Source organism: Corynebacterium choanae (assembly GCF_003813965.1).
GTDB classification, from domain to species: domain Bacteria; phylum Actinomycetota; class Actinomycetes; order Mycobacteriales; family Mycobacteriaceae; genus Corynebacterium; species Corynebacterium choanae.
Window position 1 is genome coordinate 1620047 of record NZ_CP033896.1, and the last position, 24457, is coordinate 1644503.

The window sequence follows — 24457 nt, forward strand, 5'->3', positions numbered from 1 at the left end:
ACCGCTAGTGTCCCTCACCGATTGTCGTGGCAGTGTCTGCTGCTGGAGTACCTGCTCCCTCAGCTAGACGATCTGCTAACGAGGTATCCAGTTCGGCTAGCCGTGCCAGGACCGATTCGGCAAATGTTGCCACCGCGGCAAAACGCGGATCACCACCTCGGTGGGCGAGCCGGGCAAGGGCAGTAAACGTGTCGGCCACATCTTTGCGAGCGAGCTGGCCTTCTTCACTCATGTCTGAAAACAGCGAGCCAGCTAGCACATCGTCATCCCACTCGGCGGTACTGCGGGCGATGGCATCAAGCGCCGGAATATCACCTGCGTCTGCCTGCGACTGCTGCATGCGCTGTTCCATTTCTGCAACAAGCTGGTGCATCGACCCGTGATACAGGTAGGCCACCGAGGAAGCTGCCCACCCGATGAGTGCTGCTATCAGCCGCGCCCGAAGACGAACCCGGTTGGTGACATTAGGCCATAGCGTTTTTACCTCATCCACCCACGCGTCAACGAAAGCCTCAGCTTCACTGTCGGTGAGAGGATGGGCAAACAGGAATTGCGGGAAACCACCGATGACGCAGGCAACGTCGAAGGTTGCATCGCGAAACCCTGCCCACTCATAGTCCAAAAACTGTGGCTTGGCGGTGAGCAGAATATTATCCGGGGACAGATCAAATGGGGTAAACGCCCGATGTTGGCCGGTAACCAGGCGACGCTGCGCTTCAGTTGCGAACTGTTGCACCTGATCGTCGACGGTAATTCCGGCTGCAACAAGAAGGTCGAGACCGCGATCGATTGCTTTGGGCAGCGTAACCTCCCGCATTTGTTGCACAGTGCTGGTGTGCGGATAGCGAGCAAGCATCCGTTTGAGCAAAATCGTGAAATGTTCTTCACGGTCAGCTGTGGCTGCATGGATCGACCCGAGGGAGCGACCAAGTTTCCGCACCACCTGAAGGCGCGCTTTGCTATCAGTGGTGTCGAGAAGCACATCGAGTGTGTCGCCGTCGCCAGCATCACCAATCACCAAAATACGACGATCAATATCGTAGGCAAGCAGCTCAGGACCTGGCCGTTTATCGACCGGGAGTGAGGTGCAAAATTGGTAGGCCACTACTTCTCTAATGAGTGCGGCATCGTCGAAACGATCCCCCACACGAGGCACATATTTCAATACCACGCTGCGGGCTTGCAAAAAAGGCTGCGGGGCGACCCGCACGCGAAGAACCCGGGCATTCCCGGATCCGCCGAGGTCACTCGGTTCTGACAATCGCTGTGTTCCCCCAAACCGATCGGTGAGGAGTTCTTCGGCGATTTCGACAATTTCCTGCACACTGTGCATCTGTTCTACCCGCTCTTTTCTCATCTCACCCGGCAGTCTACCGGGTATCGACACCGTGTAGCTGGTGCGTCACTATTGCAACACCTGCTATCCCCGTATTTTCTTCAGCCTGCCTTGAACACCTGCATGGTTGCGTTCTACCACCGCACAGTCCACATGGCCGGGCTACCGCAGCTTCCGGTGTACTCCCCCTGAATTCACCCTTTCCCCTGGCAGCATCACCGGTAGCCCGCCGATATCAGTTCGATAACGCAACCCGTGTTTGCCGGAGAAGCGTCGCACGAGGTGCACCACCAGCGCCACGATCCTCTCGACTCGACGGGATGACGCTCGCGAACGTGGTGAAACCTCGTTGGCCTGATGCTGCCGATCGGTGTTGCTGCTCGCAGCAGACTAGTTGTTCCCGACATAAAAATCCGACTACAGGTGGGCCTGTGGTACCAAGCCGCCACCTATGCGCTATCACCCAGCTGGCGCGCTCCAGTGATAGCCCTTCTTAATGCTGTAGCTACCTTGGTCACTTCACGCGGGAATCGCGCATCGTGAGCCAGGCAACGACGGTGACGTGGCGTGCTCTAGGAGGTGCGCCAAGCACGGTTGCAGCCAAACACCTGCTGTGCACTCATCAGACGTAGATAGCCGATCTCATCAGCTGCGCTTGGCGCTACCGTCCTCCAAGTGGGAGTAGCGGTCCCACCTGGAGGTCATCGAAAGGGGTTTACTTGTTGACCGCCTGCTGCTGGTGCTGCTTCGGCTTTGCATCAATCCCCGATTCGCGACGCTGCTCCGGGGTGATCGGTGCAGGTGCATCGGTGAGTGGATCAGCGCCACCACCCGACTTCGGGAAGGCGATGACGTCACGAATTGAATCGTATCCGCCGAGCAGGCTGACAATACGATCCCAGCCAAAGGCGATACCACCGTGTGGTGGTGCACCGAAGGCGAAGGCATCAAGCAGGAAGCCGAACTTTTCTTGTGCTTCCTCGTTTGAGATACCCATCACCTTAAACACGCGCTCTTGAACGTCGCGGCGGTGAATACGGATAGAGCCGCCACCGATTTCGTTGCCATTACACACAATGTCGTAGGCGTAAGACAGTGCGCTGGCCGGATCGGTATCGAAGGTGTCAAGGCATTCTGGCTTCGGTGAGGTGAAGGCGTGGTGCACCGCAGTCCATGCAGAGTTACCTAAGGCAACATCGCCGGAGGCGGTGGCATCAGCTGCTGGCTCAAACAGTGGCGCGTCAACTACCCACACAAATGACCAGACACCTTCTTTAATCAGGCCGAGTTTGGCGGCGATTTCATTGCGCGCAGCTCCTAGCAGAGCACGCGACGGTTTTGTTTCACCGGCCGCAAAGAAAATACAGTCGCCAGGCTTTGCACCAACATGAGCAGCAATACCAGCACGCTCTTCATCGGTGATGTTTTTCGCAACTGGTCCGGCGAGTTCGCCATCTTCTTGCACGAGAATATATGCAAGTCCCTTAGCGCCGCGCTGCTTAGCCCATTCCTGCCAGGCATCCAGCTGACGGCGCGGCTGGGATGCGCCGCCTTCCATCACTACCGCACCAACATATGGTGCTTGGAACACCCGGAAGGTAGTGTTCGCAAAGAATTCCTGACATTCGACGATCTCAATGTCGAAGCGCAGATCCGGCTTGTCGGAACCATATTTGCGCATCGCATCGGCGTAGGTCATCCGCGGAATTGGGGTAGTGATCTCGTAGCCGATGAGTTTCCACAGCTCGGTCAAGATCTCTTCCGACAGGGCGATAATGTCATCTTCATCGACGAAGCTCATCTCAACGTCAAGCTGAGTAAACTCTGGCTGCCGGTCGGCGCGGAAATCTTCGTCGCGGTAGCAACGGGCAAGCTGATAGTAGCGTTCCATACCAGCAACCATGAGCAGCTGTTTGAACAGCTGGGGCGACTGTGGCAGCGCATAGAACGTTCCTGGGCGCAGCCGGGCTGGCACGAGGAAGTCGCGGGCGCCTTCTGGGGTTGCCCGAGTGAGCGTCGGCGTTTCAATTTCGGTGAAACCGTGTGCGTCCAAGACGGTGCGGGCAGCCTTATTTGCAGCCGAACGCAAGGTGAGAGCTTTGGCTTGGGCGGCACGCCGCAAATCAAGGTAACGATACTTCAGGCGAGCTTCCTCACCGACTTTGTCTTTGCCTTGCTCTTCCACCTGGAATGGCAGCGGTGCCGACTCATTCAAGATCGTCAGCTCAGTGACGTTAATTTCTACATCGCCGCTGGCAAGATTGGGGTTTTCACTCCCCTCTGGACGGGCTTCAACAACGCCGGTAACCTGCAAGCAGAACTCGCTGCGCAGATGATGGGCACGCTCAGCAACATCCTGATTCCTAAACACCACCTGCGCTAGACCGGAACGATCCCGCAGATCGATGAAGATCACGCCACCATGGTCACGACGACGCGCCACCCAACCGGTGAGCGTCACCTGCTCACCAATAGTGTTTTTGTTTAATTCTCCGGCCAGATGCGTACGCAACACGAAATATCTATCCTTACAACGTCGAGATAACAGTTAGCGGCAACCCTAGCGTGGCTGAACAGGGTTCCTGCGGACAAATACCGCGAAGCACACCTTGGTTGCACTGCAATCCTATAAACCATACCGCACAACCTGCACAACACGAGGTTTGACCGCCACCAGCAGCGCTATCATTGCCGGATCGATCCACAAACAGGCCACCTATAGCTTGACTGCGTAGTGATACACCTTCACTTCCCGTTACACAGGAATCTGCACCTTGGCGCCCCGTCTGGAGGCTGGCGAAATCAGGCGGTGGAAAGCACTTGATTTTGCAGTTCTCATCGCTTCACAGCTTCCCCAATTGCCGTCCCATCACCAGTTACTGCGCACGCTGTGCACAGCACCTACAGCGGGATCTGACACTTCCCCTGGTATTTATCCGCGGTAAAAACAGGTGCCCTACCCCAGCCTGCTGGGTGGGGTGTAGCTCGTTCAACGCTTACGTGGGGCAGTTACAATCACCGGCTATTGCGAAGCATTTCACCGCCTCAGATAAGTACAAAGCTCCTGCAATGTGGCATGATTGCCCCATGACGTTTAAAGATAATGTCGCACAATCCGGCAACCGGGCGAATCGCCGCTCCGGCGGTGCTGGACGAGGCATGGTCATCGGTGGTGGTGGCCTCGGCACGTTGCTGCTTGTTGGTGCGTTTCTGCTATTTGGCGGGGATCCTAGTGAACTGGGTGCACTCATCGGCTCCGATCAACCAGCCATTGAGCAGCCATCCGATCCGCAGGCCGGCGCTAATTGTCGTACCGGCGCGGACGCCAACCGTGACGTGGATTGCCGATTGGAATTCACTGCTCGGTCACTCGACCAGATCTGGAGTGAACAACTCCCTACCCAAGCACAATTGGACTATGTGGCTCCGGGGCTTACCCTGTTTAACGGTCAAGTCACCACTGGTTGCGGGGCAGCCAGCGCCTCTACCGGCCCCTTCTACTGCCCACGAGACACCACGGCCTATTTTGATTCATCGTTCTTCCGGCAGATTGAACAGTTAGGGGGCAGCAATGCGCCGCTAGCCCAGGAATATATTGTGGCCCACGAATTCGGTCACCACATCCAAAATCTGGAGAATAATCTCGGCAAATCAGATTACAACAATCCTGGCGCTGATTCGGATGCTGTCAAAGTAGAGCTGCAAGCTGACTGCTATGGCGGTATCTGGGCACATTACGCCGACAAAGGAGAAGATGCTCTCCTTGAACCCATTACCCGTGAGCAGCTGCGTGATGCTGTCGAAACTGCGCGGGCAGTTGGCGATGACAATATTCAACAACGCACCCAAGGGCGGGTCAATCCCGATGGCTTTACCCACGGTTCTTCTGAGCAGCGCCAAGAGGCATTCCTTGCTGGCTACCAAACCGGCAAAATGAGCTCTTGTGACTTTTTAGGTACTGGCGGCTATCGGGACTAACACTCCCGACCCCCTCCTTGCGACTGCCCCGCAGTCCCCGCCATGAAGCGCTTTGCCCCCCGGCTATAAAGCCCTGGTGTCTGCCGCTATCCAGATGACCGCCACCCCAGCTAACTGATAGTTCATCCTTCGGTTAGAATGGGGTGGCGGTTTGCTGTGAAGACCCCAACCATACCGCGTGCACATTTCAACACCGTCGCCGGAGGTGCTTCGCACTACGACACGGCTATTTTTTCGAAAGCTGGTGATGGTCACTCATGCGCCGTGACGCCGCGCTACGCCGCCAAGCGCTCATTGAGAGTGCTTGTTCTCTCTTCCGTAAACATGCCCACCAAGTACCGCTGGAGGCAATTGCCGCCGATGCCGGGGTCGGCATAGCAACCCTGTATCGAAACTTCCCAGATCGACAAGCCCTCCTGCACGCCTGCGGCATGCACGTCTTCCACCAGATTATTGCGCTGCAAGAAGACCTTCTCCAACACTTCACAGAAGATCCAGCCTCCCACTGGCAGCGCTACACTTCCGAACTTGTCGAACTCGGGGTCGGCACCATGGTTGCCACCTTCGCCCCGGAACACTTGGATCAACTCCCCGCTGATGTGCTCGCCAACCGTGATAAAGCCGGTGCCCTCGGTGAAGAAATTGTTAGCCTCGCCGCCGAGGCTGGCCTTGTCCACGACACACTGAGCCACACGATTTTCCTGGCTGGACTGGTCAATATTACCCGCCCTCCCGTGCCCGGATTAATCCAGCTTGCGCCGAATATCGAACAATTTCTTGTCGATACCTATTTGCGGGGTCTGCGACCCGTGCCCTTCCCGACATAACGGTTTTCACAACAGTCGACGCACCGCACCCAGTAATTCACCGCTACCGGCTGAAAGCAGACGCCGGCATGTCTACAGTGGAGAGGGTGAACGATGATGAAACGAAGCTGTCGCTGACTTACGTAAAACGCTTTATGGCGGCGTTTAACCAACTGGAACGCTACTTTCGGGATATTCTCGACGCACCCGATCATTGGGGGTTTACCGAGCTGGTACGTCGTGCCCGGCAAAAGAAGTGGCTGACCGAATCAATGGCTGAGGAATTGACAATATTTGCCAAGCTCCGCAACGCTATCGTGCATGGCCAATATTTTGACGGGGAGCCTATTGCCGAGCCGCATGCGGCAGTCGTCGAACAAATTGAACGCTACGCCGAAGCAATGAACTTCGACCGAACCGCGCTTGCCCTCCTGCCCCGGCAAGATACGGTAAACCTTTCCCCGGAAACGACCGTCAAGGAACTGCTCACAAAGATCCATACAACGGGATATACCCGTTTTCCGATTTATCAGGGCAGACAATTTTTATGGCTTTTGTCCGCGAATGCCATGACCAAGTTTCTTGCCGTACACCACGACGATCACCGCTACGAGCATCTCACCGTTGCTGATATCAAACAGTTTTGTTCCAACAGTGACAGGGCGGAACTGGTGCCTCGCACGATCACCGGCCCGGAGGTAAAAGAACGCTTTACTTCGATCGACGAAACAGGACACGCCCCCACAGCACTTATCGTCACCGAGACCGGTGCGAGCAACCAGCGCCCCTTGCGGATTATCGTTCCCTCAGATGTGCCGATCATTATGCAGAAAATACAAGCCGAAGAGCTCAAGCTGTACCTGTAGCATCGCAGCGCTCTTGATAGCTCACCAATATTTTGCACCAGCAAAGCCCTCGCCATATCCAAGGAACCCATTGCTCACCACTCGTACTTCGTACCTGCCACACCAGCAATCGCGGCGGAATACCTCCAGCTGTCGTTGGTTGCACAGTGCTCGTCGCCTCGGGGTTGGCTTGACCTTTGGGACCATAACGATGACCAGTAGTGCAAACGCTACAGCATCAGTATTGCCACAGCTACCAGCGGATTCATCTATTATTCAGCAGGAAGTTTTGTCTTCCCATCCGTTCAGTTCATCGGCGGCCGACCAACTGTTGACGCCCCTTGTTGCCGCAACAGTGCCGCCTTATGTCAGTGCGGAAGAGCGATATCTGTTTGCCCGTGTCAATGCGCTGCGCATTAGCCGTTTACTGCCGCCACTGCACTTTGACGACACCTTATATCGTGCGTCACAGCACTGGTCGGATCATCTCCTCGGGCAGCCCGGCAGCGGATGTCCCCCACTTGTGCACACTCCCCCTGGTGCGGGGATCAGTGAAAATCTTGGCTGCCTGGGAGGAGCTCCCGATCCGGATCGTCTTATTGACCTTTGGTTACACTCCCCGCCTCATGCAGCAAACCTCTTTCATCCCACTGCCACCCGGGGCGCGATAGCATTCGTCATCACGCCACGGGCAACAGTCGCCACCCTACAGCTGCGCTAAACCCTGCTGCCAAAAAATCAACGCGCCGGTGACTTAAACCTCAGGTGGGCATGAAAATTCAGGTTCAACCGCGCACCTACCAAGAGCAAATCTGCTGCTTCTCACCCTACCGCTCATCGCTACGCATACCCGCCGGTCACGGCTGTGCCGGGAAGTTGTTGCAGCCAATCCACCGACTGGGTATCCGAAGTCCTTTGGCACGCGAATAGGCGAGCTATCGACCGTAAAGGGCATACTGCAGGAAATCCAACCATCGCTTCACGATCCATAACCCACCGTAGATACCCGGCTTTGAGCTGCTTGCAGCAGCATCACGTTTGAATCCGGCCAGCGCTTCACGCAAGCGATCTGCACCGCAGCCGCGAAGCAGACGCGCTTTCAACCACGTTGCAACCGCAAAAAACGAAACGATGCCCCCGGTGGCGAGGCTGAAGGCGGTTGCGCTGCCACACTTGGCTCGTCACCGAGGGCTTGTATCACTATCACCTTAGCCGTCGAAACCGGCACTCTACTGTGATGGACGCGAAAGCTGCTGTTGCAAAGAAGCGACAACGTCGTTGCGCGGGGTGGCTACTTGTTCGCCGGTGGCCAGATTTTTCACCATCACCTGGCCAGCTTCCAACTCGCTCTCGCCAACCACGAGGGCAAACCGCGCCCCCGCCCGGTCTGCGCCTTTCATTGCCCCCTTCAGACCACGACCACCGTAGCTCATATCCGCGGCAATTCCGTGTGCACGGCACTGATCAATCAACGCAGCGACATGGCTCCGGGCGGCGTCGCCCATGGCCACGCCGTAGACGTGTACACGGGAGGTATCGATGGGATTGACTTGTTCTGCTTCCAGCGCCAGCAAGGTTCGATCCACGCCGAGACCGAATCCTATTCCGGATAGGGCTTGCCCGCCGAGTTGTGCCATCAAACCGTCATAGCGGCCGCCGCCACCAATGCCGGACTGGGCACCCAAACCGTCGTGTACAAATTCAAAACAAGTCTTTGTGTAATAGTCAAGACCGCGCACAAGCCGCGGGTTGATGACATAGTTCACGCCGAGGTCATCCAGCAACCCAGTTACCGTTTCAAAATGATCACGTGCCTCATGGGAGAGATAGTCCAACATCAGCGGCGCATCAGCGGTCATCTCTTTGACCTCGGGGCGCTTGTCGTCGAGCACCCGCAGGGGATTGACTTCAGCACGTCGTTTCGTTTCATCATCCAGCGGCAGTGCAAACAAGAATGCCTGAAGAGCCTGCCGATATTCGGGACGACAGGTGTGATCGCCGAGCGAGGAGATTTCTAACCGATACTGTGTAAGCCCCACAGCCCGATAGCAGCGGTCGGCAAGCGCAATGACTTCTGCATCAAGGAGGGGATCATCGACACCAATGGCTTCCACACCGACTTGCTGCAGTTGCCGATAGCGACCAGCTTGGGGGCGTTCATAGCGGAAAAATGGGCCATGATAGGTAAGTTTCACCGGTAATTGACCACGGTCAAGGTTGTGTTCGATGACCGACCGCATGACCCCGGCGGTGCCCTCAGGACGCAACGTCACACTACGATCACCGCGGTCTGCAAAGGTGTACATCTCTTTTGAAACCACGTCGGTGGACTCGCCCACCCCGCGAGCAAACAGGCCGGTGTCTTCGAAAATTGGCAATTCAATATGTTCGTAGCCGGCCAGATGCGCCTGGTGAGAAAACGTGTCGCGCACATGGAGGAACAGTGGCGACTGTGGCGGATAGTAATCGGGTACGCCTTTGGGTGCGGAAAATTTGGTCAACTGTTGTTTCTCACTCACACCGAACCAGTTTATACCAGTACCCAACTTCAGCTGTGGATCCGGTTCCCGGTGGTACTTGCACATCGGCGAATCACCCTGTGTTGCTGCGCATAACAGGAGGCGGATCAGGCCTGCTTGCTGCTGCACGAATGAAAACTCACAACCACCAACTGGACGTGTTCGCAGCTGCCCGGGGAGATGATCATGCAACGGCGTGGAGCAGGCAACCGAGTGTTTAGGCGGTGTTCACTCACGCTATCGCTGCCATCGAAGGCATTCGGATTCGCTCAGTGGCGCACGAAACAATCAATCCATCGGCATGGACGCGAGAAGTACCGATTGCACTATTGGCGTGCTGCGCGGTGCATGATCTCCTCGATGTCCCCGCATAAACAGTGTTTACCGCTTCATCCCTGGAAGCAGACAGTCTGGGATGCCCCAGTCGTCGCGCTGCAGTTACGACTGATATTTTCGCAGATACGGATTGCCGAGTCGTTCTGCTTGCATTTTCGTGGTAGGGCCGTGGCCAGGCAAAATCATGAGATTATCCGGCAAGGTCAGCACCTGGTTGGCGAGCGTTTGCTCCATCGCAGACCAATCAGAACCAGGTAAATCGGTTCGCCCAATCGATCCTTTAAACAGCACATCTCCACTAAAACAGATTTCCTCCCCCACCAGAAGCACACTTCCTGGGGAATGTCCCGGGGCGTGCCGCACCGTGAACTGCTCTTCCCCGATGGTGATTTGTTGCTCATGGGTTAGTTGTTGCAAGGAGTCTGCGGGAACCTTCACCATTGATCCAACATCGTGTAACGCCATAGCTTGGCTGGAAACCCCGCCCGACGGATCGGTGAGCATAAATGCGTCGTCAGGATGAATAGAGACAGTACAACCATGGGTTGTGGCGAGTACTCCTGCGTCACGCATGTGATCAATATGGCCGTGCGTCAGCAGAATCTCCCCCACGGTGAGTTGCTGCTCCTGGCAATAATCATCGACGATTTTAGCGGCACCGTAGCCCGGATCGATGACGGTGACAGAAGCCGTTTCGCTATTGATAACCATCCAGCAATTTGTTTGAAAAGGACCAGCAACACATCCAACGAGTTTCATACCAAAACACCCTATCGGATGACTGTCAGTAGTGTCGTACGCCTTCCACACAGCACAACAGCGGCGCATCCAACTTCGCGTTCCTGTAACCCCGGCCAATAGGGGCAGTGCTTGCGGGGCATCTGCTCCACTTCTTGGCCGCGTGCTTCACAGATTGTTTCTCTGCAAGCAGCGTGTCACACCCCCAGACTACAAGCCGAGCGAGCTGCGATACATCGCTGAGCAGCAACGGTGAAATGCAGGATGCTTATTGCTGTTTTGTTGTGCTCTACCGCTAGGATGAGTCGGGATTATTGCGTTAGTCTGCCGTTACCGCTTTCGTCGATGCCCGGACACTGCGCGCCGTTGCAGAATATCGGCGCAGGTCTGTTCATCAGCGATAGCCGGTCATGTATGTGACCAAGTGTCACGGCGTTTGTACAGCGCACCGTTTTAGGAATTGAAGGACTTTCTCCTTGAGTAACAATGAGACCCGTCGCCGGGAGGCGATGCAGCAACTCGAGCGTGAGCTCAGTGCCCGTGATCGGAAAGAAAAAAGCAAGCCGCTTGCTATTGTCGCAGCGTCGCTGGCGATTATTTTAGCGATCGTCGGCGGTATCTGGTTTGCAAATTCTCGCACCACCGACGAAACCGTTGATGCTGCAGCATCTTCTACCACTGCTAGTGAAGATGCTGACACCATCGCCCCTGTGCTTGATGGCAAGCGCACTACCCCACTGCCTGACACAGTAACTTGTGCCTACAACCAAAATGAGCGGCCGGCCAAGGATGTGGGGCTCCCCCCAACTGAGAATGTGTCAGCTACCGGCACTGTCGATATCACCTTGGATACTTCCGCCGGGAAGATTCCGCTGACGCTTGATCGGGCAGCTGCTCCTTGCACAGTCAACGCCATCACCTATTTGGCGTCGAAAGACTATTACGATGACGTAGTGTGCCATCGTCTGACCACCAGCGGCATTAAGGTGCTGCAATGTGGTGACCCGTCGGGCACCGGTGCCGGTGGCCCCGGATTCACCTTCGCCGATGAGTACCCAGTCGATGTTGTTGACGACCAGCTCGTCACCTATCCCCGCGGCTCGGTGGCGATGGCGAATGCTGGTCCTTCCACCAACGGTTCGCAGTTCTTCTTAAACTATGGTGATTCCCCACTGCCACCGAACTACACCTACTTCGGAACTATTGCTGACGAGGGACTCACGACACTTGATGCGATTGCGGCAAAGGGTACCGCTGACGGCCAGTCCGACGGTGCTCCCGCTGAGGAAGTAAAAATCGCAAACGTTGAGGTTGCCAACTAGCCGAGGCCTCACCGCCAACCCGGCAACCACATCGGGTTGCCTGGTCAACAACGATTGCTACACCGCTGCACTTCGACCAGTTTTGGTCGTCTGTGCAGCGGTGTTGCGCATTTCACTCCGAAAGCCAGCAACTTCGTCCATCGCTTCGCGCCACACCGGTCTTCCTACTTTGGCAGCGGGGCGGGAAGTCTCACCACTTACTAGCCCACAACAGTCACATCAACCCCATTAGCCTCAACTTCTCGGTAGGATATTACTGCCCAAACATTCCTCGGCTGCCAACGCCCGCACCGCGATCTAGCTGGCGATACAGCAATACACACCGAGTACGGCTTTGCCCCTGTCCCAAAATTTTTCCAGGAATGTTCTCTCCCCCCAGGTGAAAGAACACTGTAGGATAAACACGGTTCCACAGCATTGCATCCGCAAGTTTGCGTTACGACTCCACAGCGGATCATCTGCACGCTCAGCGCGACGATGCAACAGCCGTGGCGATGTAACATACAGTGCTGAACCACGATACTTTTGACAGGGTTGCTATTTGGCGAAAACCAACTACCCTTGTCACAAGTTGCACGCCTTTATTCGCATAAGAAGGATTACCTACATGAAGCTTTTTGCTCGCAAGTCCATGGTCGCCTTGGGCACCGCCCTCGCAGTTTCGATCGCCCCAGTGAGCGTTGTGACCGAGTTCACTCCGATGGTTCACGCTGCAGTATCTGAATCCTCCTACACTGCACAGCGGTCCAACGTTGAGCGTCGTATCACCAACTCCACCACGCAGCTGGATGCAGCTCAGGAGTCGCTGAACAAGGCCAAGGAGAAGTTGAAAGACGCGGATGCAGAGCTGAAGCTTTCTGAAGCCGACACCCAGCTCACCATCGCGAAGTCGTCCATCGAATCTGCTAAGTCGAATCTGGCCGGCGCCCCCGAAAAACCAGCTTCCGGAGAACGCGAAAGCGCATACGGTCTGCTGCAGGATGCCGTGAAGGCTCTCGGCGATGCTGACACCGCTATCTCGAAGGCCAACACCGCTATTCAGGCTGCCCGCAACGCTCAGTTCACCTGCCCTAACGCTGTGAACCCGGAAGCAATCAACGGCGGCAACACGAATAACAATGGTTCCTCCGGCGGTTCCTCCCTCGACAGCTTCAAGGGTCTGTTCAACTCCTCTGCTAACCGGATCGTTTACGAAAACGGCAAGCCCAAGTGCGAGCAGATCTCCTCCTTCTACACCGACAAGCTCACCAAGATTGTTGCCATCCTCGGCACCATCTTCACCTTGATCACCACGGTGACCAAGATCAGCGACACTGTTGCTAAGGGCAACCCGATCCTCCCGATCCCAGCCCCGTAATGCGACGATAACCAGTTCGCTGTGAGCAGTCCGCTCACGTTCATGGTTTGCGGCACCCCGCGAGTTGAAGAAACAACATTATGTTGTCGCCAACACCGCGGGGTGTTCTGCTACCGTGCGGCGGTGGATTCGTGCATCACCAACGATCAATCATCCTTAAAAAACAGTGCAGCCGGCCGTGTACTTTAGGCTGCGGCAGCAAGTGTTCCACCATCCGACCACGTACCCCAGCTCTGTAACCTGCAATAAGTCCCCCTTGTAGAAAAGGTTTTCGCTTTCTTATGCAGCACATATCACCCATCCGCCCCATCAGTATGCTTGTTGCAACGAGTCTTTTCGCCACAGCGATGAGCGCAGCACCACTAGCAGCTGTAGCAGAACCCGCCGAAACACCAACGGTTCATCTCACCAACCAAACCAGCACCGCTGACGTGGTCGCCGAGCTGGAACGAACTCTTACAAAAGCTCGGGAAACCATCGCCGAGCTGCGGCCTAAAGCCGAACAGCAGCGCGCAAAATGGGGCTACAACGCTTCGTTTGAAGCGGTGAACCGACTCGACGATGCCGAACTTGCCATCGACAGTCTTAAGCTGAAACTTGCCACCATCACCGGTGAAGACCCCGCTGCTGATGCTGCAGCAGCACGCGACGCGTTCAAGCTGGCCGCGAACTTGCAACGTCACCTCGACGATGCCCAATACGATATTGAATTGGGTGAACGCATCAATAAAGAAAAAGACGATAATGGCTTGCACTGTGCCAACGCCATTGACAACGGGGACACCACCGGTTCTTCCATCGGATCGTCAACCACCGGAATCTTCAACCCAATCGGTAACCGTATTGTGTACAACACCAACGGTCAGCCAACCTGTACCACCAACTTTGAATACTTCATGGGCAAATTCACGAAGTTCATGTCACTCGTCGGCACATTCGCGGCGATTGTGGCCGGCCTGCAAAAATTGATGGCGCCCCAGGATCCTGCCGCGGAAGACGCAGCGAAAAACCAGCCTGACGGTGACGCAGCCGACAAATAGACCACTAGGCTGCCAGAACACTTCACTCCACGAACCTGCAGCGGAAACGCTGCTGGTTCGTGGAGTTATGTATAAGCGGCACCAAGGCTCGAAACTCGCACCTAGGGTTGTTTTCATCGGAGCAGCAATAGCTTGGCCTGTCACGGCCCCTAAAACCACAACCATGCTGTGGCTCCCCATGCCTGCTCCCCGGCGCCACAGCTACGGGTCTGGTTAGGTGGCAGGTTGAGTGATTCGGTACACGTCAAACACACCTTCAATATTGCGCAGCTGAGTCATCAACGCGCCCAACTGTTTGATATCGGATACTTGGAAGGTGAACGTGCACACTGCCACATGATCTTCCTCAGTATGGGAGTTCATCGACTGCACTGCAACTTTTTGCTCACTGACCACTTTGGTGATCTCCACAAGCAAACCGTCACGGTCTAACGCCTGCAGTTGCAATGTTGCGGCGAAGGAGCCACGCTTATCTTTCGCCCAAGATACTTCAATGAGCCGCTGCGATTCTTGCTGCAGCCGCGCCGCATTGGTGCAATCTGTGCGATGAACACTCACCCCTTCCCCACGGGTGATATAGCCAAAAATAGGATCGCCAGGCACCGGCATACAGCAGCGGGCGACTTTCGCCAGCATATCCGGTGATCCTTGCACGAGAATTCCTGATTCACTCGGCGGAGTTTTCTTCAACCGAAGTTTATTGATCGGGGTTCGATCAACGAGCTGATCTTCGGCTTCCTCCAAATCGCCGTAGATCGCCATAATTCGGTTGACAACCTGATGCGGGCTGACATTATTCGCACCGATCGCAGTATAGAGCGCATCAACGCTGTCATAGCGGAGCTCTGCTGCAACCTGCTTCAAATTTTGCGCGGTGATCAGGCGATGTAGTGGCAGGCCGCCACGCTGCACTTCCGCGGCTAACGCATCACGCCCTGCTTCGAGAGTTTCCTCGCGCCGTTCTTTAGCGAACCATTGCCGGATTTTCGACTTTGCACGCGGTGATACAACAAAATTCAGCCAGTCTTTACTCGGACCGTTTCCGGCGTCCTTGGAGGTAAACACCTCCACCTTGTCACCGGTTTTCAGCTGAGTTTCCAAAGCAACAAGTTTCCCGTTTACTTTCGCCCCCAAGCAGCGGTGCCCAACTTCGGTGTGCACCGCATAGGCAAAATCTACTGGTGTAGAACCTGCTGGAAGATATTGCACGTCACCTTTTGGAGTGAACACGAAAATCTGCTGGGTTTGCAGATCGTAGCGAAGATTATCGAGAAACTCGCTCGGATCAGCGGCCTCTTTTTGCCAGTCGAGCATCTGCCGCATCCACGAGATCGATTCGATCTCTTGGTCAGAGCCCTTATGGGAACCTTTTGTTTCCTTATACCGCCAGTGGGCAGCGATGCCAAATTCGGCATTGTAGTGCATCTCATGGGTGCGCACCTGCACCTCAATGGGTTTCGCATCCGGCCCCATCACAGTGGTGTGCAACGATTGATACACCCCAAAGCGTGGCTGCGAAATATAGTCTTTAAACCGTCCTGGTTGGGCGGGATACAGCGAATGGACAGCACCGATTGCCCCATAGCAGTCTTTGACCGTATCTACCAATACTCGAATACCGATAAGATCATAGATTTCATCAAAATCACGTCCCCGAATCACCATTTTCTGGTTAATCGACCAATAGTGCTTCGGGCGTCCCATCACTTCGGCGTGAATATTGTTCTCGGCGAGGGTTTTCGTCAGCTCGTCGATAATGCGGGTGATGTAGCGATCCCGGGAGGGGGCACGATCAGCGACCAGCCGCACAATCTCGTCATATTTTTTCGGGTAAAGAATTGCAAACGAAAGATCTTCCAGCTCCCATTTCACACTCGCCATCCCCAACCGGTGCGCAAGCGGGGCGATCACTTCCAAGGTTTGTTTCGCCTTGTTTGCTTGTTTTTCAGGACGCAAAAACCGCATCGTCCGCATATTGTGCAGGCGGTCGGCAACCTTAATCACCAAAACCCGCGGATCTTTCGCCATAGCGACGATCATTTTCCGGACTGTTTCGGCTTCCGCTTCTTTCGCCCCCACCACCATTTTGTCGATTTTCGTTACTCCATCGACAATGGCTGCTACTTCCGGCCCAAAGTCGCGGGTGAGATCCTCCAGGCTGTAGTCGGTATCTTCGACGGTGTCGTGCAATAGCGCCGCGACAATAGTGGTGGTATCCATACCGATCTCTGCGGCGATCGTCGCCACTGCGAGTGGATGGGTGATATACGGGTCGCCGGATTTCCGAAACACCCCCTCGTGCAGCCGTTCGGCGGTGTGATAAGCCCGCTGAATAAGTTCCACATCGGCTTTCGGATGGATTTCTTTGTGGATAGTAACCAGCGGATCGAGCACCGGGTCAAGTTTCACCCGGTTGCCGGTGAGGGTGCGCACCAAACGTGCAGACATCGACCGCACCGGTGAGGTGGGTTTGTTCTCTGAAGGCATGTCAACCCCTAGATGTTGCTTCGATCCGTATCGGTCTCCGTTGCTGCTGTTCACCCAATGGTGAACAGGCGGCCGGATGGTTGCTGCCAGCAGTCCTCTGATTGCTGACGGCAGGAAAAGCAGGGTACACCACTGCTGCCACTATGGTGTTGGTGTGCCAAACCGGTTGTCTGCGGTATCGCACCGTATGTTCTACGGTAGACGATCACACGAACGACAGTGAGGGTTTCTTGCTGCTGGTGCCAGGAGTAACGCAGAAACCATGAGAAGTATTGCCTCCTGGGACCTATTCGCCGAACACCTGCACCATGCTTTCGCGTCACCTTCGCGAACATCCGGCGGTAAGTGCACCGAATCGGTGGTAGCCGGCGGATGGTGTGCGACAGCGCACCTTGTGACAGTGTGGTGGTGATTGAAAAATAGTATCGCAGACTACTGCCCCGGGCGAACAACCTGCACATGCTGCTTTCAGGCCTACCCGGTGGGCAGTTTTTTCCTATTACGCTGTATTGGATCTGGTGGGCATATGCGCAAACCATGAGGGGCAGCACTAACCGGGGTGTCATTTCCGGTGCGCGGCATGGTGTACACGGTTGCAGCGATTTGCGCACTAGCTGCGACTGACTCGCCGAGCAACCCGACAGATAATCCTCTTCGCGCAGCGGGCACTGGGCGATTAGGGTTGCTTATTGTTCTTGCTGACCACGGTTGCCGATGACCGCGATCGGCACATCGCCTAGGCGTTCCCGCCCACCGAGGCCTGCAACCTCCAGGACGACAACGCATCCGCCCACAGTCGCGTGACAATGTTCTTGCAACAGGTCGACGGCCGCACCCAAGGTTCCGCCGGTGGCGAGCACATCATCAATCAGCACAATGGTTTTGCCGGCATAGTCGATCCCGGTTTGCGGAACTTCCAAAGCGGCGGTGCCATATTCCAATTCATAGGTTTTCGAGTGAACCGGCGGCGGAAGTTTCCCGGCTTTCCGGATCGCTAAAATTCCCACCCCCAGGTTATAGGCGACCGCGGAACCAAGCAGAAAACCGCGCGCGTCGAGTCCACCGATGAGATCGGCGCCAAATGCACGAGCTTGCTCGGTGAGTGCATCAACAACAGCCCGGAATGCTTCCGGGTGGGCAAGCACTGGTGTGAGATCCTCAAACAACACACCAGGTTGCGGGAAGTCAGGGACTAAACGGGTATGGGTGGCAAGCATGTGGCTTGCAAGTTCACTGCTCATGAGCCTGTGTTTGGGGTAACCTTTTCTTTTCCTGGGGCAAGGATCGTCCACCGATCCATATTCCAACCGATGCCGGTTTCGGCAGTATTTGGCACCACTTGGCCGATGGTGTTGTGCACAATCGCAACCCGTGGTTCGTCGGCCAACGGAATGGTGAGTACTTCTTCCCACAGCCGCTGCTCTTCGGCTCGCAACATTGTGGGATCGTCAGTGTCCGCGGCTAGCCTAGAGAATCCTTCGCGGGTGGACAAGGGAGTTAAAAATGCGTCAATGTTGCCCTGGCCATATTCGTCCTGCAGCGCCCCCAGACTGGTGTAGTCGTCGCTGGCATCCACCACAGTCACCCCTGCCGGGGCACAGCTTTGTGCAATCGCATCCACCATCGCCGCATAGCGGCGATGACCTGGCAGATGTCCGATACGAATCACCGCGCCGCGCAGCGGGGCGGCAGCTTCCATATTGGCCGGAATATGGGCTTGCGCAATATCAGCAAGTTTGCCGTGTTCACCACCTGCAGTGTGCACGAGGCGTGCCCCTACCGGATGCACTTCGATACCGGAGATCTCCGCGGAAACAGCGGCAACTGTTTGCTGGTCGATACAGGCCGCAAACGCTCGTCGGTTTGCTGCATCAGCAAATAGTCCACCCCGGGCAAGAACCAGCGAATCAGTTAAGCTCCCCGCCTGCGGAGTAACAGTTGTCACCTGGGTGTCTGCCGCGTCATGGACCCAAGGCACTGTTGTCAACCAGGTAAGATCGGCCACATCTGGGGCCGGCAATTCCCCATTGCCGGAGGGTTCTTTGCCGAAAGCGTAAATCACGATGCGGGCGGTTTGTGGCTCATCCCCTAAATATTGCGGATTGGCAGCAAGCGTGACGGACACTCCCGGATCCACAGCAACCACCTGGTAGGGGCCGGAAGCAACAGCCAAGGTGGGATCAAATGAACTTAAGCGAAAACCGGTGTTCCAAATCTCGGCGATCGGGGCAAGCGTTGACGGGTCACCGGTGAGCAACATGTCGTTGAGCTCTTCCATGCTTACCCCTGCCCGCTGGGCAATGGTGTGCGACGGCAACACTTGCCCGGTAGCGAATAGCTCCTGCCAGCGATCGCCGTAGTCTTCTTTGAAGGTCACAATAAATTTTCGGGCACCAGGTTCACAAAATACCTTCTCCACCTGATCATAAACCGGCGCAAAACCGGCAAACCCTTCGGTCACTTGGGCTCGCCAAGCCAGCAAAAAATCGGTGCAGGTCAAGGGCACCCCATCGGAATAACGCGCATCAACATTGATGCGATACACCGCTGAGCGTTGCGCCCCCGGAAGCAGCTGCGCGGTCGCGATATCAGTGTTGGGAACAAACTGGCCACCAGGTCCCCACACAAACACCCCTGGATAGATCCTGGCCGACAACATATCAGCGCGGGTGGAAACCCCCTCTGCGGAGCCGGCATTCAGCGTCACCTGGTCAACCCCGGCCGCATAGGTGATCGTCGGCTCCATCTCCGGCGACTGGTCTGTGGGCTGCTCGGCACAGCCAACCAGCAGGAGCATCGCCGCACCTACTCGGCTGACAATTTGTCTCCACGGTCGCCGCGGGGACATGCCGTGTCGAGTTTCATCCATCCGCGCGTTCCTTTCCGCACACCACCAGGTTGCGGCGCTGCAATCATAAAAACAACCGTCACCGGCCAGCACATGGTGGCCGACCTACTGCCAGCCTGCAATGCCGCACCACATCAGCATCACCTGCAGCACCTCACTACACCAGGGAAGAGATCCTCCCCGTGGCCGCTTCACCTATCAACTACGCAGATCTGAAGCTCAACAATAGTGGTATGCCTCATGCGACCGCAGCCTAGTATATCCCGTCGGCGTCGCGAGGCTTCCAATCACAACCCCAACTCCCGGCGATACACACGAACAAACTGGTTTTCTTGAAAACTGTCCCCACGGCTGCAGACCGCCAACCCAGCTGCCCACCGGAGTAAATAAACAAAAACCAGCGGCACCGAAGAAGGCCGAAGCAAACTTCTGTGCCGCTGGTTCGAGATCAATCGTGGCTTCTCGTCACACCAGTACCGGCCCCACGGGAATAGCCCGTCCCGTGGCCAGTACTGCGAACTTTAGCGCCGATCGGGCCGCCATGTACCAGTGCCTTCCACCGGTTTGCCATAGTCGGCTGATGCGGGAACTGCAGGTTCCGTAAACTCTGCTGGGGCTGCAACTTCCTCCACTGGTTCTGCAACCAGTGTCCCCGCCCGTGCAGCGGCAACCTTCGCATTGTGCGCTTTCACCTTCGACTGCAGATTCTTCAACGTCACCAAAATCGGGGTAGCCAAGAACACCGAGGAGAACGTGCCCTCAATCACGCCGATGAGCTGAACAATTGACAGATCCTTCAGGGTGCCAACCCCCATCAGCCATACGGCAATTACCATCAGCGAAGCAATCGGAATCGCCGAGATCACCGTTGTGACAATCGACCGCATCACCGTCTGGTTCACTGCCAGGTTTGCCTGCTCAGCATATGTTGCACGAATACTCGACTCAAACCCGGCAGTGTTTTCCTCAACCTTGTCGAACACCACCACCGTGTCATACAAGGAAAACGCCAACACGGTCAGCAAACCAATCACGGTCGCTGGAGTAACCTCCAGGCCGGTGAGCGCATACACCCCAGAAACCACGATGCCGTCAACAGCAATACCTGCCATCGCGGCGATGGCCATATCCCGCTCGAAACGGATCGTGATATAGGCGAAGATCAACACAAAGAAGACACCCAATGCCAGCAGCATCCGGGAGGTGATGGTAGAACCCCACGACTCCGATACCGTTGAATCACCGATCACATCCGGGGTGGCTTCCCCTTCCGAGTTCTCCGGCTGATATTCGGTATAGATCTCCTCCCGTGCCTTGCCAATCTGCTCTTCGGACAGACGCTTCGAGTTGATCTCTAGAATTCGGGAATCACCCGCCCCGACAATCTGTACCTTTTCCGGTTCGACACCGGTGGCGTCGGCAAACGTGCGCGACACTTGGGTTTCGTCAAGACCATCTTGATACGGCATGTTCATTTTGGTGCCACCCTGGAAGTCAATGCCCAGGGTGAAACCACGAATCACAATAGCGCCCAAGCAGATCAGTAGGACTACTGCTGTGATTGAATACCAAGTCTTCCGGCGGCCAACAAAGTCGAGGCCACCTTCGCCGGTGTACAGGCGACGTAGTGTTGCTTTTTCAGCCATGCTACTTAGGCCTCCTTCGAGTTGTGCGCGGTAGCTGTCACAGGTTCGTCGGCGTGATCACCAGGCAGGTAATCCCCCTGGCTGCGTCGCCGCTCGGCAACGCGCATCACCCCGGCAAGACCGTTGACTTGTGGACGGGCGAACCACGGCTTGCGGGAAGCCATCACCACTAGTGGTGCAGAGACGAGGAACACCACTACGAGGTCGAAAATGGTGGTGAGCCCAAGAGTGAACGCGAAACCTTTCACGTCGCCCACAGCAAGCACATACAGCACCACTGCAGCAATCAGCGACACCAAGTTACCGGACAAAATCGTGTGCTTTGCCCGTGCCCAAGCCCGAGGCACCGCCGAACGGAAGGTACGTCCGTCACGAATCTCATCTTTGATCCGCTCATAGAACACCACAAACGAGTCCGCTGTCGTGCCGATACCGATGATCAAACCGGCGATACCAGCCAAGTCGAGGGAATACCCCACCCACCGGCCAAGCAGCACCAAAGCACCGTAGATCAGCACACCGGCGGCAACCACAGTTGTCACCACCAGCACACCGAACACGCGGTAGTAGGCCAAAGCGAACAGTGCAACTAAAATCAACCCCACAATACCGGCGATCAGACCGGCCTTCAGCGATGCGTAGCCTAACGTGGCAGGGATTGTTGTTGCTGTACCGCCGCGTTCCCCATTTTCGCCGGCAAACGACAGTGGCAGTGCACCGTAGCGCAAGTTATTTGCCAACGATTGTGCCTCGGCTTCGGTAAACGAGCCGGTGATGGAGGTAGCCGACCCCACCGGTGTTGCACCGCGAATAACTGGGGCGGAAATGACCTTCGAGTCGAGGGTGATCGCAACCTGCCGGTTGAGATATTCCTGGGTGAGATTCGCCCAGGTTGCCGAACCTTGTTCTGCGCCGTCGGACTTGAATGCGAAGCTAATCTCCCGCTGCCCGGTCTGCGGGTTCAACCCGCCAGTGATCGGACGGGAAGTATCGATCTCATTGCCAGTCAAGCGGGTGCCGTTCTCATCGGTTTGCCCAAGCAGCAACGGTGCAGGACCTAAAATCAGATTCCGTCCGATACTCGGATCACAGGCAACAAACGGTTTGGCAGGATCATCAGTGCCTGCCATTGGATCAACCTCGTCGTTACATTGCAGCAACGTGTATGCCGCAAACTGCAAGGTGGCGTCGTCGCTTTGCCGATCCTGGCGCATCATTTCAATGACTGTGTTGCGCCGCTCGGCAGCCTCAATCGAATTCTTGGTTGGTGCCGGCTCACTAGCAGTCACCTTGGGCGCCTCCACCTTAGGAGTGTTCGTCAAAGCATCCTGCAACTGCTGTTTTTGTTCATCAGAAAGTTCTGCGTCATTGGCCAACGCTTGAGTCTGCTGTTCAATCCCCGAATTGAGATTGTCCGCCAACTCCGTCAGTGCGTTTTGCGCGACTTCGGGGGTAAGGACTCCCGCCTCAACCCAGCGGTTAGCCATATCACCAGCAACTTCCATCAACTTTGTGGAATCTGGTGGAAGTGGCTGCTCCACAGGACGGAATAGCAGCTGCGAAGTTTGCCCCAAAGCACGTGCCTCAGAGGTGTCTGCACCCGGCACGGTAATGACCAAGGTGTTGCCGTCGGTGACGACCTCAGCACCGGAAACACCCATACCATTGACACGGTTCTGCAGAATCCGCTTCGCCTGCTCCAATTGGTCAGCAGTTGGCTCAGCACCCTGCGGCACCAACGTGACACGGGTACCACCCTGCAAATCAATCCCCAGCTTTGGGGTTGCTTTTCCGCCGCCAGTGAACAACACCAACGCATAAATAAGCACCAAAATGAGCGCGAATAATGCTAACGCTTTACCCGGCCATTTAGTTTGTCCGACGCGTGCGCGTCCGGATTTCGAAGCCAATGCACTCTCTCCTCGTTGTTAAACCATCTGCCAGCTTCGACACAACACCACCGCCGCATCCGGCTTGCTACCCGCAGCAGCATGCTGCAAACACACCAGATGGAGGCGAGAACCTCAAAGACAAGTGAGCTCAGTTGTGCACTTGTCATTATTCGATTCACACCAGTAGGTTCCATCGACCCGCATATGGACGGCTTCGCACACGCTGCGCACCCAAAGCTAGGCAATCATCGTCCCGACATAGCTGTGATGTCGGCGGGATGAACAGTGGCCACATCGGTGCGAGTGGGTGTCCGAAACGTCGCAAATTCTCCTTGTGAATCATTTCCCTGCAGCAACTCCTCGTACCGCACCAACCCGCATGATGGCTGCATATAGCGTCCTTGCAAAAAGGACTTGCCTGCCTCATCACACGATGGTGCTCAACGAGCATCGCCGCAGCTATGGTGCCACAGGGCACCAGTTCAACAAGTGATCGTTACGGTTCAACTGTTTCTCAACTCTTGTCAATACCTCCAAGCTGCCGCCCTACGGGGCGCAGCCTTCAAATAGTGCACAACGTGAAGCACACGTCGACCGTATTCGAAAGGCTGAACCATTTCGTGTGGGCGCACAGCATTTGGCATTGACCCAAACCACCATCATAAAACACCGCATGCGATATCAACCTATTGGGCAGGCTAATCGCATCACCCCCGCCCGCTGATAGTCGCACAAACCACGCCTCCGAAGGGCATAGAGCTGCGGCGATAGATAGCACGTTTTAAAGCATTACCGACTAGTCGGTGCAGAACGCCTCACCATGCACAGCGGCGCAACGCTGCTAGGAAGTTTTCTTCCCAGCTAGTCGGTGGACTGCTTGTCGAGGCCGGCCGCCCCAAGTTCGCGCGATCCCTGCACCCGAATAATCGCAGCAAGATCAAGGGTGCACACCACTGCTGGCGCAATCCGCAGCTCTACAGTGCGGGCGACTTCGTCAACTGATTCAACCACCCCGTGAATACCGGCAGTGGTCACCACCGGAAGCCCAGGTGTAAGCGCTGCCTGCAATGCCTGCAGCGAAGCTTTTACTTTGTCTGTGCGCCGCTTTTGCAAAAAGAGCGGAATGAGCACAATGGCAACAAGCAATAGCAGGAGCAGCGGTGAAGAAGTGGAATTCGACATGGTGCCTTAGTCTGCCAGAGGCTGCCTCAAAGCTAAAGCGACAGGCCGAAAAGCAAACTCCAACCACACCAACAGGTGCGACCACGCTGCGGCAAGAACACCAAACCATCTTGCAGCAGCCAAAA

17 protein-coding genes are annotated in these 24457 nt (G+C 55.9%); 7 read left to right on the forward strand and 10 right to left on the reverse strand.

Translation table 11 applies throughout. The annotated features are described in order from the left end of the window. Window positions 1–4: 4 nt before the first annotated feature. Window positions 5–1333 carry a protein kinase family protein gene (locus tag CCHOA_RS05800; RefSeq protein WP_245992257.1) on the reverse strand — a complete coding sequence of 443 codons (1329 nt, stop codon included), beginning with the start codon at window positions 1331–1333 and terminating at the stop codon, window positions 5–7. Window positions 1334–2051: 718 nt separating this feature from the next. Next, window positions 2052–3851 carry an aspartate--tRNA ligase gene (gene aspS / locus CCHOA_RS05805; protein WP_123928099.1) on the reverse strand — a complete coding sequence of 600 codons (1800 nt, stop codon included), beginning with the start codon at window positions 3849–3851 and terminating at the stop codon, window positions 2052–2054. A gap of 572 nt (window positions 3852–4423) precedes the next feature. On the opposite strand from aspS, the gene ypfJ reads away from it, so the two are divergent. From ypfJ to CCHOA_RS05825, 4 genes are all read left to right on the forward strand, one after another. After that, entirely contained in the window at window positions 4424–5314 is an 891-nt protein-coding gene (gene ypfJ, locus CCHOA_RS05810; protein WP_123928102.1) for a KPN_02809 family neutral zinc metallopeptidase, read from the forward strand. Window positions 5315–5571: 257 nt separating this feature from the next. Continuing rightward, window positions 5572–6141, forward strand: coding sequence for a TetR/AcrR family transcriptional regulator (locus CCHOA_RS05815; RefSeq protein ID WP_123928105.1), 570 nt, complete (start codon window positions 5572–5574; stop codon window positions 6139–6141). A gap of 86 nt (window positions 6142–6227) precedes the next feature. Next, window positions 6228–6986: a CNNM metal transporter family protein gene (locus CCHOA_RS05820; protein ID WP_123928109.1), complete on the forward strand. Its 759-nt coding sequence runs from the start codon at window positions 6228–6230 to the stop codon at window positions 6984–6986. A gap of 190 nt (window positions 6987–7176) precedes the next feature. Beyond that, a complete protein-coding gene (locus CCHOA_RS05825) occupies window positions 7177–7686 on the forward strand; it encodes a CAP domain-containing protein (RefSeq protein WP_164472404.1) in 510 nt (169 codons plus the stop codon). Window positions 7687–8194: 508 nt separating this feature from the next. On the opposite strand, the gene hisS is transcribed toward CCHOA_RS05825, so the two are convergent. Together hisS and CCHOA_RS05835 are read right to left on the reverse strand one after the other, a co-directional pair. Beyond that, a complete protein-coding gene (gene hisS / locus CCHOA_RS05830) occupies window positions 8195–9484 on the reverse strand; it encodes a histidine--tRNA ligase (RefSeq protein WP_245992085.1) in 1290 nt (429 codons plus the stop codon). A gap of 438 nt (window positions 9485–9922) precedes the next feature. Then, on the reverse strand, window positions 9923–10579 hold the full coding sequence (locus CCHOA_RS05835) for an MBL fold metallo-hydrolase (RefSeq protein ID WP_164472405.1): 657 nt from the start codon (window positions 10577–10579) through the stop codon (window positions 9923–9925). Between the two features lie 455 nt (window positions 10580–11034). On the opposite strand from CCHOA_RS05835, the gene CCHOA_RS05840 reads away from it, so the two are divergent. From CCHOA_RS05840 to CCHOA_RS05850, 3 genes are all read left to right on the forward strand, one after another. Beyond that, on the forward strand, window positions 11035–11880 hold the full coding sequence (locus tag CCHOA_RS05840; protein ID WP_123928121.1) for a peptidylprolyl isomerase: 846 nt from the start codon (window positions 11035–11037) through the stop codon (window positions 11878–11880). 607 nt (window positions 11881–12487) lie between these two features. Beyond that, complete coding sequence (locus tag CCHOA_RS05845; RefSeq protein WP_123928124.1) at window positions 12488–13237, forward strand: hypothetical protein; 750 nt, start codon at window positions 12488–12490, stop codon at window positions 13235–13237. 281 nt (window positions 13238–13518) lie between these two features. Continuing rightward, on the forward strand, window positions 13519–14277 hold the full coding sequence (locus CCHOA_RS05850; RefSeq protein ID WP_123928128.1) for a hypothetical protein: 759 nt from the start codon (window positions 13519–13521) through the stop codon (window positions 14275–14277). A gap of 213 nt (window positions 14278–14490) precedes the next feature. Here CCHOA_RS05850 and CCHOA_RS05855 read toward each other — a convergent pair whose 3' ends face one another. The 6 genes from CCHOA_RS05855 to CCHOA_RS05880 form a co-directional block, all read right to left on the reverse strand. Then, on the reverse strand, window positions 14491–16764 hold the full coding sequence (locus tag CCHOA_RS05855) for a RelA/SpoT family protein (RefSeq protein ID WP_245992086.1): 2274 nt from the start codon (window positions 16762–16764) through the stop codon (window positions 14491–14493). Window positions 16765–17450: 686 nt separating this feature from the next. Further along, window positions 17451–18005, reverse strand: a complete 555-nt coding sequence (locus CCHOA_RS05860) for an adenine phosphoribosyltransferase (protein ID WP_123928131.1) — start codon at window positions 18003–18005, stop codon at window positions 17451–17453. After that, window positions 18002–19633 (reverse strand): ABC transporter substrate-binding protein, encoded by a 1632-nt coding sequence (locus CCHOA_RS05865; RefSeq protein WP_123928135.1) that lies wholly within the window; start codon window positions 19631–19633, stop codon window positions 18002–18004. The genes CCHOA_RS05860 and CCHOA_RS05865 overlap by 4 nt, the downstream gene beginning before the upstream one ends. A 500-nt stretch (window positions 19634–20133) precedes the next feature. Then, window positions 20134–21258 carry a protein translocase subunit SecF gene (gene secF / locus CCHOA_RS05870; RefSeq protein ID WP_123928138.1) on the reverse strand — a complete coding sequence of 375 codons (1125 nt, stop codon included), beginning with the start codon at window positions 21256–21258 and terminating at the stop codon, window positions 20134–20136. Window positions 21259–21263: 5 nt separating this feature from the next. After that, the gene (secD, locus tag CCHOA_RS05875) at window positions 21264–23168 is read right to left on the reverse strand and encodes a protein translocase subunit SecD (RefSeq protein ID WP_123928140.1); all 1905 of its coding nucleotides are present in this window, start codon (window positions 23166–23168) and stop codon (window positions 21264–21266) included. A gap of 843 nt (window positions 23169–24011) precedes the next feature. Next, window positions 24012–24332 carry a preprotein translocase subunit YajC gene (locus CCHOA_RS05880; protein WP_123928143.1) on the reverse strand — a complete coding sequence of 107 codons (321 nt, stop codon included), beginning with the start codon at window positions 24330–24332 and terminating at the stop codon, window positions 24012–24014. Window positions 24333–24457 lie beyond the last annotated feature (125 nt).